The sequence below is a fragment of the Chryseobacterium sp. S90 genome, assembly GCF_047444895.1.
In the GTDB taxonomy this organism is placed as follows: domain Bacteria; phylum Bacteroidota; class Bacteroidia; order Flavobacteriales; family Weeksellaceae; genus Chryseobacterium.
This window is the reverse complement of the sequence record NZ_JBLGCX010000009.1, coordinates 143761-161225: the sequence shown is the minus strand read 5'-3', so window position 1 is coordinate 161225 and position 17465 is coordinate 143761. Positions and strand designations below refer to the sequence as shown.

Genomic DNA, 17465 nt, shown 5'->3' with positions numbered 1-17465 from the left:
AAAAATTAAATAGAATTGTTGACAATAAGAACGATCTCTCCTTTTAAAGTTTTACTCTTGGAAAATTCAATTAATTCATTGATTGTTCCCCGTTTGGTTTCTTCAAATTTTTTAGAAATCTCTCGGCTCAGGCTTACTTTGGTTTCTTCTCCAAAAAACTCTTTGATCTGCTCCAGTGTCGTGTTGATTTTATGGGGACTTTCGTAAAGAACGATGGTCTTTTTTTCTTCCGCAAGCTGTTTTAGTTTTGTTTGTCTTCCTTTTTTCTGTGGTAAAAAACCTGCGAATAAAAATTCATTGTTGGGAAGACCTGAAACAACAAGTGCAGGAATGAGGGCCGTTGCTCCGGGAAGACAGATCATATCAATATTATTGTCTGCTCCTGCTTTTGCCAGCAAATATCCCGGATCCGAAATACCGGGTGTTCCCGCATCGGTAATAATAGCGATATTCTGACCGTTTTTAAGGTCTGTAATCACTTTCTCAGTTGCCTGGTGTTCATTATGTAAATGATAAGATTTTAAAGGCTTTGAGATTTCAAAATGCTTTAAAAGTATTCCGGAAGTTCTTGTGTCTTCACATAAAATATAATCAACTTCTTTAAGGACGTTGACCGCCCTGAAAGTCATATCTTCCAGATTCCCAACAGGTGTGGGAACAAAATATAAGATTCCGCTCAAAATTATAAGAATTTATTTTCTACCAATATCCAAAGTCTCTGCGCATATTCATCCACTTTATTCCATTTTCTTTCGTAATACAGATCACTCAGATATTCTTTGGCTTCTTCCAGTGTTTTGAACTGGTTCAGCTGAAATACGGTATCATTCAGATCGGTCTGACTTCCTTCAAAGAGCATTTTTGAGAAAGCAATTCTGTCATTCAGATCCAGCTTAAACTCCGGTTTCTGTTTGTCTGCTTCCATAAAGTTGGTAGGAATATTAGACTTCAGAATACTTCCGTTATCTTCTTTCTCTGCCACAGGCTCTTTTTCGTTAGGAAATTCTCTTTCCAGAGGATCGTCATCAAAAAGTGACTGAACGGCCTTCAATCCTTTGATATTGGATAATTTTATTTTTTTCTCCTGATGATAGGCTTCTAAATTTTCAAAGCTTTCATCAGAAGGATGTTTTTCTGTTTCTTCGGCAGCAGGTTTATCGATCTCTACGATTTTTCTTCTGTCATAAACTTCAGCAAGGATGCTTTCCTCCTTTATCTCTTCTACTGAATGATCATTTTTAATCTCAGTCAGAATATTTTCCACATTGGAAGTTTCAGTGGCCATTTCTCCCTGTTCAATAGAAACATTTGAAGCTACAAACTGCTCTTCGTTTTCTTCGATCAGTATTTCATCTTCCAGAGTTTCTGTATCAAAAATACTTGGGATAATTTCTGTCACAGGAGCTTTAGCATCGTTTACTTCGGCGAAATCAGTTTCATTTTTTGATTCTTGCTCAGCATTTTCCTCTTCCTGCTCATCCATTTCATTCAGCTGGTTGTTGAAAATTGCTTCTTCCTCCGTCACTTCATGATAAAACAGGTCTTCATTGAGATCTTCATCAGAATCTGGTGTAGAACCGGCGAGAATTTTTTCTTCGTCTACAAAACTCAGAACAGCTCTCTGCTCTTCTGAAATTTCATTTTCATCTATTTCATTCAACTGATTATTAAAAACAGCTTCTTCTTCCAGGGTTTCATGATCAGAATCCTGTTCCTGAGTATTTTCCTGTGCTTTTTCTTCGTAACCTTCTTCCACAAAGCTTACCATATTTTCATGGAATTCATTTTCAACAATTTCATTCAGCTGGTTATTGAAAACGGCTTCCTCTTCTTCAGAACCGGTTAAGAAAATTTCATTCTCATCAATTTCGTTCAGCTCATTATTAAAAATAGCTTCCTCTTCTGTTACCTCATTTCCTTTGTCATAATGTTCCGTTTCTCCGGATGCAAAAGAGATGTGCTGATTGTCCGGATACTGCGCCGGTTGATCTGTAACGAAATATTCAATATTCTTTTCCAGCAGTTTCAAAAAAGAAATCCTGTTAGCAAGCTCATCTACAAGATCTTGCTTGGAAAGTAATTCGTCTACGTTGCTTATTTTGTCCAGATTATCAATGATATTCATGGATTCAAAAAAAATCTTTTCCTTTAAATCTTGGATATTCTGCATAATAAGATTCTTATTAAAATTGCTTACTTTTGATGTTAAAAATATACGGCTAATTTAACAAATGTTTTTAGAAAATACAATTAATCATTCCAAACAAAGTGGTTGGATGGAAGTGATTTGTGGCTCTATGTTTTCGGGTAAAACCGAAGAACTGATCCGCAGATTACGAAGAGCGGAAATGGCAGGACAGAATGTGGAAATTTTTAAACCCAAAATGGATGTACGGTATTCTGAAGAGGATGTAGTATCTCATAATCAGAATAAAATCCGCAGTACAGCAGTAGAAAATCCTAATGAAATTCTTCTGCTGGCTTCCAATTGTGATGTAGTGGCCATTGATGAAGCTCAGTTTTTTGATGAAAGCATTGTGGATGTTGCCAACCAGCTTGCCAATAGCGGGATCAGAGTGGTCATTGCAGGATTGGATATGGACTTTTTAGGTCGTCCGTTCGGGCCAATGCCCAATTTGATGGCCACTGCCGAGTATGTTACAAAAGTGCATGCTATTTGTAAGAGAACAGGTAATCTTGCCAATTATTCTATGAGAATTTCCCAGGGAGATAATCTGGTAGAATTGGGAGAAACCGAAAGCTATGAGGCAGTAAGCCGCCGTGTATTTATTGACGAAGTACTTTTAAAAAGAAAATAAGGGACTGAATACCCCTAAAAATATTCACTCAGTAAAAATAAAAGCGGAAAGCAATGGGTAAAATCTGGAAAAAGAATCAGTATAAATAATCGGTTTCTTACTTCCTTGCTGTTTTACTTCTGCTGTTTCGTTCAAAAAATAAAGCAGAAAGGGCACCAATGAACTATACAGTACAACACATTGCAGAGATCACCAATGCACAGATCATTGGAGACGGAAATTTAATGATCAAAAATATAGCGTATGACAGCAGAATTATTTATTCTACTAAAAATACTGCCTTTATCGCGATCAATACCCCTAAAAATTCCGGCGAAAAATTTATAGAATCTGCAATAGACAGAGGGATCAATGTCATTATTTCTGAACATCATTATCCGGAGTTTGAAAATATAACCTGGGTTATTGTTAAAAATTCCGTAGAGTTTCTTCAAAAATTAGCAAAGTATCATTTTGAAAATTCTCACTTACAATCTATTGGAATTACAGGAAGTAATGGTAAAACTATTTTAAAAGAATGGTTGTATCAATGTCTATGGAATGAATTTCCTACTGTAAAAAGTCCTAAAAGTTTTAATTCTCAGATCGGTCTTCCGCTCTCTCTTCTTCAGATCAACAGTTCTTATAAGCTGGGAATTTTTGAAGTGGGAATTTCAAAACCACATGAGATGGAAAAACTTGAAGACATGTTCCATCCTCAGATCGGATTACTTACTCACATCGGGACCGCTCATGCTGCCAACTTTTCTTCCGAGGAACAACTTATTGATGAAAAGATCAGTCTTTTCAAAAATTCTGAAGTGATCATTTATAATGGTGACAATTCTTTGGTTGAACAAAAAATCAAAAAATCATATTCTAATAAAAAATTAATTTCTTACGGATTTAAAAAAGAGAACCAGGTTTTCATCAAAAGCAATATTTCAAAAGATGACAACATTATTGTTGATTATTTTGATGAAGAAATCAGTTTTCCGGCCCATCAGAGAGACGAAGCGACATTAACCAATGCTATGGCGCTTATCACAGTTCTCAAGGAACTGAATGTCGAAAATAAAAAGATCGTTGAAAAAATCAACCTTTTAAAAGCCGTTGAAATGAGGCTTGAAGCGATTGAAGGAATTAAAGGCAATATTGTCATTAATGACTCTTTTAATCTTGACCTCGATTCTTTAAAGACTGCCCTCCAGTTTTTGAATGAATATAACAAATCTAAAAAATCGCTGGTCTTAACTGACATAGTAGGGGTGAGTACCAATACAAAAGAATTGTACGAAGAAGTTTCTGAACTGGTCAATGAACAGCATTTTGATTCTGTGTTCTTAATTGGTGATGAAATATCAAACTTTAGTGAATTATTTAAAGCTAAAACATATACTTTCATTGACACTAAAGAGTTGATTGAAAGCAAGCACCTTACTGAAATAGAAAATCAGATTATCTTGTTAAAAGGAGCCAGAAAATTTGAGATTGAAAGGCTTAAAGATATTCTTGAACTCAGAAAACATGATACGGTACTGGAAGTAAACCTAAATGCCATTCTTCATAATATCAACTATCATAAATCACTGCTGAAACCGGGAACCAAAATGATGGCCATGGTAAAGGCCAATGCTTATGGGTTGGGAAGTTATGAAGTATCAGAATTTCTTCAGCATCATCATATAGATTATCTGGGTGTAGCCTATGTTGATGAAGGTGTTGAACTTCGTAAGAAAGGGATCACCACTCCAATTATCGTAATGAATCCTGAGCAGCACAGTTATCAGACTATCATAGAATATAACCTGGAACCGGAAATTTACAGTTTCAGAGTACTGGAATTATTCTATGAAGCGGTTCAGAAATCAGGTTACGATAAGAAATATCCGATCCATATTAAACTGGAAACCGGAATGCACCGTCTTGGTTTTAAAGATTTTGAACTGGACCAGTTAAGCGAAACTTTAAGCCAGAAAAATGTGAAGGTGCAAAGTCTTTTCAGCCATTTATCCTCTTCTGATATGCCTGAGGAAAAAGAATTTACTTTGAAGCAGCTTGAAGTTTTTGAAAAGAATTCCAGTTATCTTATTGAAAAATTAGGCTATACTCCTCTCCGCCATATTCTGAATTCAGCCGGAATAACAAGTTATAAAGATCATCAGCACGATATGGTGAGAATTGGTATTGGTATGCTTGGAGAATCCGCAGATCCAGAAATACAGAAACAATTACAGTCTGTTGTAAGCTTTAAAACCGTAATTTCACAGATATCAACGGTTGAAAATGGTGAATCTGTAGGTTACAGCAGAAGATATAAAGCAGATCACCCAACAAGAATTGCGACCATACCTGTTGGATATGCTGACGGTATTCCAAGGCTGATAGGAAATCAGGTAGGAAATGTAGGAATCAACAAAACATTAGCTCCAATTGTCGGGAATATCTGTATGGATATGATGATGATTAATGTAGATAATATCCCGAATGTAAAAGAAGGTGACACTGTAACTGTTTTCAACGCCAAACCAAGTTTAAAAGAATTCGCAGGCTACTGCAAAACGATAACCTATGAAGTATTAACCTCCATTTCGCCTCGGGTGAAACGGATTTATATAAAAGATTAACTATGAGAAAACTCCTGATTCTGCTTTCCATATTCCAACTGTTATTGATCCATTCTCAGGTAAAAAAAGATTTTAAAATTCCTAAAAACCCAAAGATTGGACTGTCGCTAGCCGGTGGCGGAGCCAAAGGGTTTTCACATGTAGGAGTTCTTAAAGTACTGGATTCATTGGGGGTGAGAGTGGATTATGTTTCCGGAACAAGTATGGGAGCCATTGTAGGTGGTTTATATGCCGCAGGCTACTCCGGAAAAGAAATAGAAAAAATAGTCATGGATACGGATTTCTATTCTTTAATTATGGATCCGAAGTCGAGACAGGAAACTACTTTTTTCAACAAATCCGTAGACAAATATCTTTTATCCATTCCTCTGAAAAACGGAAAAATCACACTTCCCTCTTCTATCAGTACCGGCCAGAGAAATGTTTATCTACTGAAAGAACTTTTTAAAAACGTTTCCAATATTGAGGACTTTTCCAAAATGCCTATTCCATTCATGTGTGTGGCAACCAATCTTGAAAGCGGCAATATGCAGATATTTGAAAAAGGAGATCTCGTACAATCCATTATGGCAAGTTCCGCATTTCCATCTTTAATGGATCCTGTAAAAATTGGCGACAGTATTTATATAGATGGAGCCATGACGGTAAACTATCCTTCAAAGCCTTTAAAAGACAAAGGAATTGATATCGTTATAGGTGTGGACCTTAATCAGGATCTTTCAAAAAGAGAGGATTTAAACAACATCATATCCATCCTGAATCAGGTCATTGATTTCGGAATAAAAAAAGACACAAAAAAACAGTATAAATATACAGATATCAATATCAAACCCAATCTGAAAGGGATGTCTGCTACAAGCTACGATGATAAAAAGAAAATTCTAGACAGCGGCTATGTAGAAGGGCTTAAATATTCTCAGGTACTGGATCAATTACCCAAACGTCCTTTTGACCGTCTCAGACAGCGTATTAATCCCATATATTCCAACGTATACAAGATAGACAGTATTTCTATCGAAGGAAGTAAAATATACGGTAAAAACTATACGCTGGGGAAAATGGGGCTCCGTCTCCCCTCTTTACAGACTTATGGGAGCATCAATAAAATGATAGATAAATTGGTTGCGACAAATAACTATCGCTTTATTAATTATGATATCGTTCAGGAAAATGATGCCAATTATTTAAAGCTTTATGTCACTGAAGATGATACCCGCCATTTTCTGAAATTCGGGTTGCACTATGACGAAGTTTTCAAAACAGGGCTTCTTTTGAATTATTCTGCAAAGAGACTTTTATTTAAAAATTCAAACCTTTCCCTGGATGTTGTCGTGGGCGACCGTGTGAGATATTATCTGAACTATTTTATAGATAACGGATATATTCCCGGTTTTGGGCTTTATTCGTCAGGAATGAGCTTTGATATTAAAAATGTAGACAATTATGTTGTAGACCGATGGGAATGGCTGAGAAATGAGGCCTATATACAGTCTATATGGAAGGATAAATTCGCTATTGGAGGTGGAATCAGCCATGATTACTTTAAAGCGGAAAACAGCAATGGAGACAACAGACGCTACAGTCGTTTCCTGAACCCATACATCTTCATAAAAACCGATACGCAGGATGATAAGGAGTTTCCTACCAAAGGAATTTATTTTGCAGCAGAAGGAAAAGTAGTAGATCTATTAAAATCTGAAGTTGATAAAAGAATTATTCAGATCAAAGCAGATCTTAAAATCAATATCCCCTTGGGCAAACAATTTACTTACCGTCTGAACGTTTTTGGAGGTGTTACTATTGGAGAAAATCTTCCTGCCTACTATCAGTATAGATTAGGTGGAATTTTTGAACAGAATCTAATGAATTTTAAAAGTTTCGGAGGATTTTATTTCGCCCAGCTTTATACTAATAATGTGATATTGGCTTCAAATGATATCCAGTTTAAGTTTAACAAAAACTATTTTATCAGTGGAAACTTCAGCTTTGCTAACTTATCAAACGATATCAAGTTTGAAGATGCAGTTAAAGTAAATTATAGTTCCCTGGGAATTACGGCCGGTTACAAATCTCCTTTCGGGCAGATAAAAGTTAACTTCAGCCACTCACTTAAAAATAACCAAAAAGGTATATTCAGTGTTATTTTAGGACACTGGTTTTAAAAAAATGATACAGTTCTTTTACGAAAACTTACCAGAGTCGGTAAGTACAGATTACAAAAAATGGCTGGAAGATCTTATTCTTTCAGAAGGAAAAAAGCTAGGAGAAATCAATTACATTTTCTGTGATGATGAATATCTTCTTAAGATCAATCAGGATTATTTGCAGCATGATTATTATACAGATATCATCACTTTTGATTATGTAAAAGGCAAGACAATAAGCGCTGAGATTTTTGTATCTTTGCAGCGCATTTCTGATAACGCCTCTACCCTTTCCCGAGATTATGAAGAAGAATTAAGAAGAGTTTTAGCCCATGGTATTTTACACCTTGCAGGCTATAAGGACAAGACGGAAGAGGAAGAAAAAGAGATGCGGAGAATGGAAGATTTGTACTTGGTAAAATACAGGGATTTAAAGATTTGAAATTGAACAATCACTTAAAGTCCTATACCTAAAGTACTCAATTCTAGTAATAATATAACTTTACCTAGAGTGCATTCTTCAAAAATGTTTCACGTGAAACATTGGTTATAAAGATAAGGTTTAAAGCTTAAAACAAGCGAGATAAAAATGATTTCAGAAATATATGACGTAATAGTAGTAGGTGCCGGACACGCAGGTTGTGAAGCCGCCGCGGCCGCAGCCAACCTCGGTTCAAAAACACTACTCGTTACAATGAATATGCAGACCATCGGACAGATGAGTTGCAACCCGGCAATGGGCGGAATCGCAAAAGGACAGATCGTAAGAGAGATTGATGCAATGGGAGGATATTCCGGAATTGTAGCAGACAAATCTGCTATCCAATTCAAAATGCTAAATCTTTCAAAAGGTCCTGCGATGTGGTCTCCGAGAACCCAAAATGACAGAATGCTTTTTGCCGAAGAATGGCGCTTAGCATTAGAGAATACTCCCAATCTTGATTTCTTTCAGGATATGGTGAAACAACTGATTGTTGAAAATAATAAAGTAACCGGAGTGGTTACTTCTTTAGGAATTGAGATCAAAGCAAAATCTGTAGTTCTTACAAACGGAACTTTTCTTAATGGTTTAATTCACGTTGGAGATAAACAATTAGGCGGAGGAAGAATGGGTGAACCTAGAGCATTTGGAATTACAGAACAATTGGTCACTTTAGGATTTGAAGCAGGAAGAATGAAAACCGGTACCCCACCGAGAGTAGACGGAAGAAGTTTGGATTATTCAAAAATGGAAGAACAAAAAGGAGATGAAAATCCTCAAAAGTTCAGCTATCTTGACACTCCGAAATTAACAAAACAATTAAGCTGTCATATCGTATATACTAATGAAACAGTACACGATATTTTGAGAGAAGGTTTTGACAGAAGCCCAATGTTCAATGGTACCATTCAAAGCTTAGGTCCAAGATATTGTCCAAGTATTGAAGATAAGATCAACCGTTTCGCAGAAAGAAACAGACACCAACTTTTCGTAGAGCCGGAAGGATGGAAAACTGTAGAAATCTATGTAAACGGATTCAGCTCTTCTCTTCCGGAAGACGTACAGATCAAAGCAATGAAACAAATTCCAGGATTTGAAAACGTAAAAGTTTTCCGTCCCGGTTATGCTATTGAATACGATTACTTCCCTCCTACCCAATTGAAACATACCCTGGAAACAAAATTAATTGACAATTTATATTTCGCAGGACAGATTAACGGAACTACAGGATATGAAGAAGCTGCCGGCCAAGGATTAATTGCTGGTATCAACGCTCACAATAAAGTTCATGAAAAAGGTGATTTCATTCTAAACAGAGACGAAGCGTATATCGGAGTTTTAATAGATGATCTTATTACCAAAGGAACTGAAGAACCTTACAGAATGTTTACTTCACGTGCAGAATACAGACTCCTTTTAAGACAAGATAATGCAGATATCAGGTTAACTGAAAAAGCTTACCAGTTAGGATTGGCAAAAGAAGACAGATTAAGAAAAATGGAAACTAAAGTATCTAAAAGCCAATCACTTGAAGAGTTTCTTCGCGAAACTTCTTTAAAACCAGGTATCATCAATCCAGTTCTTGAATCAATAGAAAGTAACCCGGTAGATCAGGCGTACAGAGCGGCACAAATCCTTACCAGACCTCATATGACATTAGGAAAACTGGATGAAATTGATTTCATTAAAGAAGTTTCAAGTCAATACAACGATGAAGTAAGAGAACAGGCTGAGATCAATATTAAGTATAAAGGATATATTGAAAAAGAAAAAGAGAATGTAGCTAAGCTGAATCGTCTGGAAAACATTAAAATTCCTGAAGATTTTGATTATACAAAGCTTTCCAGCCTTTCTGCAGAAGCAAAACAGAAGATGTCTAACGTACGTCCGAAGACTATTGCCCAGGCAGGAAGAATAAGCGGGGTTTCTCCTGCCGACATCAACGTTTTACTAGTCTATTTAGGACGTTAATAAAAAATATGTTTCACGTGAAACATTAAAAAAAAATAAAACAAAAATTAAGGTATTTATGAGCGTACACTGCTCTGGATATCTTAATTTTTTTTACAATATAAAAAAGATAACGATTTCAATGAAAATAAAAGATCATTTTCTTTCACAGGAAATTTTTGAAATTAAAGAAACAGAAACCAAAGGGGTATTCAAGACCACCCCTATTCCATCCAATATTTCCAGATATTATGAAAGTGAAGATTATATTTCTCATCATCAGGACTCCGGAAGTATGAAAGAAAAGCTTTATAAATTTCTTCAGTCCTTCAATCTGCAATACAAAAAAAATGTGTTAATAGACAGAATAAAAAAAGGATCAAGAGTGCTTGATTACGGATGTGGTGCCGGAGAATTTGTAAAATTTATAGAAAATGATTTTGAGACTTTCGGTTTTGAACCTGATGCCGATGCAAGAAAAGCAGCACAAGGAAAAATAACCAAAGCCTCTATTTTGGATACGATCAACACAATTGAAGAAAACAGCTTAGACGCGATCACTCTATGGCATGTGTTTGAACATATCGAAAATCAGGATGAAATGCTGAAGACTTTTCATGGGAAATTAAAAGAAAAAGGAATTCTTATTATCGCTGTTCCCAATCCTACTTCTTATGATGCAAAACATTATAAAGAGTACTGGGCAGCATATGATGTACCAAGACACATCTATCATTTTTCAAAAAATGGAATGGAAAATCTTATTTCAAAAAAGCCTGACTGGAAAATGAGAAAAATAAAACCTTTGGTACTAGACTCTTATTACATCTCCATGTTAAGCGAAAAATACAAGAAATCACCCCTATTTTGGATAAAAGCAATGATTTACGGAACGATTTCGAACGTAAAAGCCCTTTTTTCAAACGAATTTTCAAGTTTGATATATATTATCGAAAAAAGATAGAAAATGGATTTTTGACCTATTTCTAAGGGTCAATTTTCAGCATTTTCAACTTCAAAAATATAAAACTCAGGATTTTTTCACCTGAGTTTTCTTTTTTTAATAAATAAATTTAAAAAAATTTTAAATAGAAACTTAAATTTAAGATCCTATAATTTTTTAAATCAATACTCCCCTGCTCTATTTCAAGTAAAGAAAAAAGAAGATTAAGAATTCTTCTTATTCATTGAGTAAAGTCTTACTTAATCATTCATCTATATTTCATATTTGGTCCAAAAAAAACAAAAAATGGATATTAGAAAATAAATTCTTACAAAAAGATCAGAAATTTCGACTCAAAATCACTCAAGATATAAATACTCGGAAAAATTTAGTTTTTCGATTTTAAAGGTATTTATAAAGGTCAATTTTCAGGGACTTTAAAAAAAATTAAAATTCATAGCAATTTTCACCCTTATCAAATTTAAACCTGATTAGTCAAAAAATTTTTATAATCTATCAAAAAGGAAATTTAAAAGCCGGAGCAGAAAACTCCCCTACTCTATTTTATCTTTTACATAAAAATTTAAAAAGTAAATTTCAAAGAAACTTCTTTAGAATAATTTAGATCAAAAAATAATGACCTGGAGAATTTCTTTAAAGAAAACTTCATGGTTCAAAAAATTGACCGATATTATAAAAGAAATTTTGATAGAAAATAAAAGCATCGAAAAATTACTAACTCCAGAAAAAAGTAAAACGATTGCATTTTAATAATTCTGAATTTTTTTGAAAAGCTGAATACATCATTCATTTATAATGTTAAATGAATAATTTCTAATTTTCGCCTGCTATTAAAAAAAAAAATAAGCATAATTTAGCGATATAAAATAGTTTAAAGATTAATATTCAACAACTTATAACACTGTCACTAATATGTGAAATAAATAATTATAAAATTTGCATTAAATAAAGGTCAATAACTTGTTTCTTAGCTCAAAAAAATACCACAAGTCTCATAAATATATAAATTATGGCGACAATATAGAATTTGACACCATCGTCTTTAACTGTGTCGAATCTTCGATTTCTGATGAATGAAGAATCTCATGTAAAGCTTAGATTCTTCATTTCACTTCGCTACACTCAGAATGACAGCTTCATAATGAGAAGATATCAGGATTAATGTAAATTGTATGTAATTACCCAAATTATTAAAGAATTTAAAGGTTCAATGAAACTCTAGGATACAATTAGAAAGATTATAAATTCTTGATAATCTTTCATAAATTTTATTTTAAATCACATTATTTATCGGCCTGAATTCTGTCAAATTAAATATGAAAATTATAATAAAAAAAGAGAAATCATGATCTCATAAAAAGTACAAATCCATATCAAAATTCATGGTCGATTATCACAAAAATCTAGGTATAAAAACAAGAATTATTTCTTTCCAATGAATAAATTTCAAGAAGAAAAAATAAGCAGACTATTTATTAAAGACCTAAGTAGCTGAAAGCGAATTCAAATTAAACAAGTATAACCACAGGTTATATCTTAAAATCCCAGAAAAGCTCGATCAATAAAGGAATTCCTTATACTTTGAAAAAGAAAAAAAGCCTGCTAATATAATTAGCAGGCTTTAAAATATCTTTATTTTTTATTTAATTGTTGATCGCAGCCACACCTGGTAACTCAAGTCCTTCAAGACTTTCAAGCATTGCTCCACCACCGGTAGAAACATAACTTACCTGATCAGCATATCCGAATTGCTTAACGAAAGCAACACTGTCTCCTCCTCCCACTAAAGAGAAAGCTCCTAATCTTGTTGCTTCAGCAATACTCTCACCTAACGCAACAGTACCACCAGCAAAATTTGACATTTCGAAAACACCAATCGGTCCATTCCAAAGAATAGTTCTTGAATTTAATAATACATCATTGAACTGATCTCTTGATTTATGACCTGCATCAAGTCCCATCCATCCTTCAGGAATTGCATAGATATCAGCTTCTTTTCTTTCCACATCATTACTAAAACTTTCAGCGATGATAGCATCAGAAGGAAGATATACTTTTACTTTATGTTCTTTTGCTTTCCCTAAAATCTCTAAAGCTAAAGGAAGCTTGTCTTCTTCTACCAAAGAATTACCAATTTTTCCTCCAAGAGCCTTAATAAATGTAAATGCCATCCCTCCACCAATGATCAGATTGTCTACTGCAGGAAGGATATTTTCTATAATGGTAATTTTAGTTGAAACTTTAGAACCTCCAAGAATAGCCGTAACAGGTCTCTCACCACTTTTTAATACTTTATCAATAGCCTGAAGCTCATTAGCCATTAGTAAACCGAAATATTTAGTTGATGGAAAATATTGAGCAATCACTGCTGTAGAAGCATGAGCTCTATGTGCAGTTCCGAATGCATCGTTTACATAAGCATCACCTAACTTAGAAAGCTTCTCCGCAAAACCTGCATCTCCTTTCTCTTCTTCATTATGAAAACGTACATTTTCAAGTAATAAGATCTCTCCTGGCTTCAGTTCTGCAGCAGCCTGTTCTGCTTTTTCCCCAATGCATTCATCAACAAATTTAACTTCCTGTCCAAGAACAGCAGAAACTTCGCCAAGAATATGTTTAAGAGAAAATTCATCTTTAACCTCTCCCTTAGGTCTTCCAAGGTGTGTAATTAAGATGACAGAACCACCATCATTAAGGATCTTCTCCACTGTTGGTTTCACAGCAACAATTCTCGTATTGTCTGTCACCTTCAGCTGATCGTCCTGAGGAACATTGAAGTCCACTCTTACCAGAGCTTTCTTATCTTTAAAATTGAAATCATTGATTGTTTTCATACGTAGATTTATTTTTTTCTGAGTCGGATGAAACTCCTTTGGCCAGATCCCGGTTTGATTTTCCGTAAACCCTGCAAAGGCAATTTCATAAATTTCATTGAATTTTTGTTTCACAAATGTAAGGTTTTAAACTTTTTCAACAGATTGATTAAAATAAAAGTTTTCAAAAACTTTCCCCGAACCCAATCACCCATTAATCAACAATTTTTTCTCTTTTAAAAAAAAGAATAATGTAGTTGTTGTTGAGTGTTGTTAGTTTCGGGGATAAGTTTTAAGCTAAAAGTTGGTAACACTCAACTTTTATTCAATTCATATTTAACTCACAATATAAATCCTTGTAAACCCGCTATTTCACATACTTATTAACAAATGTTGGTAACTTTGAAAAGAATCAATTATTAGTTATTTTATTATGGAAAATTCTGGGGATAGCTGAAGAAAACATCTGGAAAGTTGTGGTAAAAAATTGCGGAAAGGTTTTCTATTACGAAATAAATAGATGTTTAAAAATAGAAAGTTGATAAAAGTTTTCCACAGTTATTAACATACCTTTTAACAATTAACTCAGGGTTTACTAACACGAATTGTTATTATTCTTACCTTTGTAAGGAAATAGAATCTAATAAAGCTTAATAAGAGTATTATGAAAAGAAAAATTGCTATTGCAGCGGACCATGCAGGCTATGAATATAAGGAGATTGTTAAGAACTATCTTTCAGAAAAGTTTGAAGTTCAGGACTTTGGAACGTTTTCCACAAACAGTGTGGATTATCCGGACTTCGTACACCCTGCTGCAACCTCTGTGGAAAACGGAGAAAATGAGCTGGGAATTCTGATCTGTGGAAGCGGAAACGGGGTTCAGATCACTGCGAACAAACATCAGAAAATAAGATGCGCTCTTTGCTGGATGCCGGAGATTGCAACACTGGCAAGACAGCATAATGATGCCAACATGATTTCAATACCGGCAAGATTTATATCAAAGGAACTGGCGATTGAGATTGTAGATAAATTTCTTTCAACAGACTTCGAAGGTGGAAGACACCAGAACAGAGTTGATAAAATTGCAGTTTGCTAAATATACTAAGGCTTGTAAATCGTATTACAAGCCTTATTTATTTTTTATTCGTACATTTGCAGTGTCCAATAGAAATTACACTCTATTATTCTCCAAAGCCTTTCTTATGTTTGAAACATATTTAATAGAAGGTTTTTCTCTTTTCTTCTCAAGAATTGTATTAAATTTATACAAAACTAAAGCTCCCGTTCTAAGTAAACTGAAAGATAATTTCTGATGATGTACGGAAAGAATCTAATGATGAAATTGAATAACCTTATATAAAAGGAATGGGGAAAGATTTAGAAAAAGGTTTTATTTGAACTAAGACCAAATTAATTAAAAGAAAATTAAAATGCCAAAAAAAAGAAAATATATAAGTCATAAAAATGATTTAAAAATGATGGAGATCGGAAGATTGATCCTCCGTTTTATGAATGCGAATTCATCCAAAATTTATAATTATAAGCAAATCGCTGACGGAATAGACTATAAAAATCCAAGACAAAGAGAACTTGTTATCCAGGCGCTGCACAAACTTCAGGGATCTGAAAAGATCAAGGAAGTGGAAAAAGGAAAATATATAGTGAACCTGAAAATCGCTGGAACACTTACCGGAACTATAGACTTCAACCAGAGTGGAAATGCTTATGTAAGTGTGGAAGGTTTGGAAGATGATGTCTTCGTTCATGCCAAAAATGTGAAGGATGCTTTGCAGGGAGATAAAGTTCTTATTATAACTTATCATTATAAAGGAAAGAAACTTGAAGGTTCCGTTCTGGAAGTTTTGGAGCGTACCAGAACTGAATTTGTAGGAACATTTCAGAAGGTTGCTCATAAAGAATTTGGGTTTGTGGTTTGCGATAAAAAATCAATCAACACAGATATCTTTATTCCAAAAGGAAAATTCAATACTGCTGAAGATGGTGACAAGGTCATTGTAAAAATGACAGAATGGAGACCGGGAGATAAAAACCCTGAAGGAGAAATTATTCAGGTGCTGGGTGCTCCGGGAGAACACGAAACAGAGATCCACTCTATTCTTGCAGAATATGGTCTGCCTTACGAGTTTCCATCCGAAGTAGAAGCAGATGCAGATAAAATAGACAGAAGTATCACAGACGAAGAAGCTTCAAAACGTTGGGATATGCGTAATATCTGTACATTTACGATTGACCCTAAAGATGCAAAGGATTTCGATGATGCTTTATCCATTAGAAAACTGGAAAACGGGAACTGGGAAATTGGTGTTCATATTGCTGATGTATCTCATTATGTAGTTCCGGGAACTATTCTTGATGATGAAGCGTATAAGAGAGCAACTTCGGTATACCTTGTCGACAGAGTTGTGCCAATGCTTCCTGAAGTTTTGAGTAATGATGTATGCTCCCTTCGCCCTAACGAAGATAAATATACTTTTTCTGCAGTTTTTGAACTGAACGACGAGGCAGAAATTCAGAGACAATGGTTTGGAAGAACGGTTATTCATTCAGACAGAAGATTTACTTATGAAGAAGCACAGGAACGTATTGAAAGCGGACAGGGAGACTTGGCGGAAGAGATCAATACTCTTGATAAATTAGCAAAAATTATGCGTCATGAACGTATAAGAAAAGGAGCTATTACTTTTGACAGAAGTGAAGTAAGATTCAATCTTGATGAAAATAATGAACCTGTTGGAGTTTACTTTAAAATAAGTAAGGATTCCAACCACCTGATTGAGGAATTCATGCTTTTAGCCAATAAAAAAGTATCTGAATATGTATCCCTGAGCAGAAAAGGTGAGATAACGAATAACACATTTATCTACAGGGTTCACGATGATCCGGATCCAGCGAAACTGGAATCATTGAGAGACTTTGTTTCCACCTTTGGATACAAAATGGATCTTGCCAATACCAAAAAGGTTGCAGCATCTTTGAATAAACTTCTTCATGATGTGAAAGGAAAAGGTGAAGAAAATATGATCGAAACGCTTGCGATGAGAAGTATGAGCAAGGCGGTGTACTCTACTGAACCTATTGGCCACTATGGTTTAGGTTTTGAGTATTACAGCCACTTTACCTCTCCTATCCGTCGTTATCCGGATTTGCTTGCACACCGTCTTCTTCAGCATTATCTGGACGGAGGAAAATCTCCAAACAGAGGAGAGCTTGAGGATAAGGCAAAACACTGCAGTGCCATGGAAAGACTGGCAGCTGATGCAGAAAGAGATTCTATAAAATTTATGCAGGTGAAATTCATGGAGAAACACCTTGGAGAAACTTTCAGAGGGGTTATTTCCGGAGTGGCCGAATTCGGTTTCTGGGTTGAAATTCCTGAAAATGGTGCGGAAGGTCTGATCAAACTTAGGGACCTTGTAGACGATTCATATATGTATGATGCAAAAAGTCATGCAGTATACGGAATAAGACATGGAAACAAGTATCAGTTAGGAGATGAAGTTCAGATCAAAGTGGTGAAAGCCAATCTGATTCAGAAGCAGCTTGACTTCCAGATCGTAAAATAAGAAATAGATTTTTTATAAAATTATAGAAAGGCTGAAATGTTAATGGACATTCAGCCTTTTATTTTTTTAACAAAAACATTTGAATATACTCTCCTCTCCTA

11 protein-coding genes are annotated in these 17465 nt (G+C 34.8%); 8 read left to right on the top strand and 3 right to left on the bottom strand.

From position 1 onward, the window contains the following. Positions 1 to 5: 5 nt before the first annotated feature. Complete coding sequence (rsmI, locus tag ACLMCG_RS20580) at positions 6 to 680, bottom strand: 16S rRNA (cytidine(1402)-2'-O)-methyltransferase (RefSeq protein WP_047377914.1); 675 nt, start codon at positions 678 to 680, stop codon at positions 6 to 8. A 2-nt stretch (positions 681 to 682) separates the two neighbouring features. Next, positions 683 to 2170, bottom strand: coding sequence for a hypothetical protein (locus tag ACLMCG_RS20575; RefSeq protein ID WP_413961000.1), 1488 nt, complete (start codon positions 2168 to 2170; stop codon positions 683 to 685). Positions 2171 to 2231: 61 nt separating this feature from the next. Between ACLMCG_RS20575 and ACLMCG_RS20570 the strand changes: the two genes are divergently transcribed. The 6 genes from ACLMCG_RS20570 to ACLMCG_RS20545 all read left to right on the top strand — a co-directional run bounded on the left by ACLMCG_RS20570 (position 2232) and on the right by ACLMCG_RS20545 (position 10964). After that, positions 2232 to 2819, top strand: coding sequence for a thymidine kinase (locus tag ACLMCG_RS20570; RefSeq protein WP_413960999.1), 588 nt, complete (start codon positions 2232 to 2234; stop codon positions 2817 to 2819). A gap of 158 nt (positions 2820 to 2977) precedes the next feature. Further along, on the top strand, positions 2978 to 5425 hold the full coding sequence (locus ACLMCG_RS20565; RefSeq protein WP_413960998.1) for a bifunctional UDP-N-acetylmuramoyl-tripeptide:D-alanyl-D-alanine ligase/alanine racemase: 2448 nt from the start codon (positions 2978 to 2980) through the stop codon (positions 5423 to 5425). A gap of 2 nt (positions 5426 to 5427) precedes the next feature. Then, positions 5428 to 7587: a patatin-like phospholipase family protein gene (locus ACLMCG_RS20560; protein ID WP_413960997.1), complete on the top strand. Its 2160-nt coding sequence runs from the start codon at positions 5428 to 5430 to the stop codon at positions 7585 to 7587. 4 nt (positions 7588 to 7591) lie between these two features. After that, complete coding sequence (gene ybeY, locus ACLMCG_RS20555; RefSeq protein WP_413960996.1) at positions 7592 to 8011, top strand: rRNA maturation RNase YbeY; 420 nt, start codon at positions 7592 to 7594, stop codon at positions 8009 to 8011. Between the two features lie 147 nt (positions 8012 to 8158). Then, positions 8159 to 10021 carry a tRNA uridine-5-carboxymethylaminomethyl(34) synthesis enzyme MnmG gene (mnmG, locus tag ACLMCG_RS20550; protein WP_413960995.1) on the top strand — a complete coding sequence of 621 codons (1863 nt, stop codon included), beginning with the start codon at positions 8159 to 8161 and terminating at the stop codon, positions 10019 to 10021. 121 nt (positions 10022 to 10142) lie between these two features. Continuing rightward, positions 10143 to 10964, top strand: coding sequence for a class I SAM-dependent methyltransferase (locus ACLMCG_RS20545; RefSeq protein ID WP_413960994.1), 822 nt, complete (start codon positions 10143 to 10145; stop codon positions 10962 to 10964). Positions 10965 to 12607: 1643 nt separating this feature from the next. On the opposite strand, the gene ACLMCG_RS20540 is transcribed toward ACLMCG_RS20545, so the two are convergent. Then, positions 12608 to 13798 (bottom strand): phosphoglycerate kinase, encoded by a 1191-nt coding sequence (locus ACLMCG_RS20540; RefSeq protein WP_142717580.1) that lies wholly within the window; start codon positions 13796 to 13798, stop codon positions 12608 to 12610. Positions 13799 to 14441: 643 nt separating this feature from the next. Here ACLMCG_RS20540 and rpiB point away from each other — a divergent pair. Continuing rightward, entirely contained in the window at positions 14442 to 14876 is a 435-nt protein-coding gene (rpiB, locus tag ACLMCG_RS20535; protein WP_223598176.1) for a ribose 5-phosphate isomerase B, read from the top strand. 334 nt (positions 14877 to 15210) lie between these two features. Next, complete coding sequence (rnr, locus tag ACLMCG_RS20530; protein WP_413960993.1) at positions 15211 to 17364, top strand: ribonuclease R; 2154 nt, start codon at positions 15211 to 15213, stop codon at positions 17362 to 17364. The last annotated feature ends 101 nt before the right edge of the window (positions 17365 to 17465 follow it).

What these genes read in the sequence shown, in the direction of transcription:
- ACLMCG_RS20540 (WP_142717580.1), bottom strand. Translation starts at nt 13,798, where the DNA reads ATGAAAACAATCAATGATTTCAATTTTAAAGATAAGAAAGCTCTGGTA.
- ACLMCG_RS20570 (WP_413960999.1), top strand. Translation starts at nt 2,232, where the DNA reads ATGTTTTTAGAAAATACAATTAATCATTCCAAACAAAGTGGTTGGATG.
- ybeY (WP_413960996.1), top strand. Translation starts at nt 7,592, where the DNA reads ATGATACAGTTCTTTTACGAAAACTTACCAGAGTCGGTAAGTACAGAT.
- rnr (WP_413960993.1), top strand. Translation starts at nt 15,211, where the DNA reads ATGCCAAAAAAAAGAAAATATATAAGTCATAAAAATGATTTAAAAATG.
- ACLMCG_RS20565 (WP_413960998.1), top strand. Translation starts at nt 2,978, where the DNA reads ATGAACTATACAGTACAACACATTGCAGAGATCACCAATGCACAGATC.
- rpiB (WP_223598176.1), top strand. Translation starts at nt 14,442, where the DNA reads ATGAAAAGAAAAATTGCTATTGCAGCGGACCATGCAGGCTATGAATAT.
- ACLMCG_RS20560 (WP_413960997.1), top strand. Translation starts at nt 5,428, where the DNA reads ATGAGAAAACTCCTGATTCTGCTTTCCATATTCCAACTGTTATTGATC.
- mnmG (WP_413960995.1), top strand. Translation starts at nt 8,159, where the DNA reads ATGATTTCAGAAATATATGACGTAATAGTAGTAGGTGCCGGACACGCA.
- ACLMCG_RS20575 (WP_413961000.1), bottom strand. Translation starts at nt 2,170, where the DNA reads ATGCAGAATATCCAAGATTTAAAGGAAAAGATTTTTTTTGAATCCATG.
- ACLMCG_RS20545 (WP_413960994.1), top strand. Translation starts at nt 10,143, where the DNA reads ATGAAAATAAAAGATCATTTTCTTTCACAGGAAATTTTTGAAATTAAA.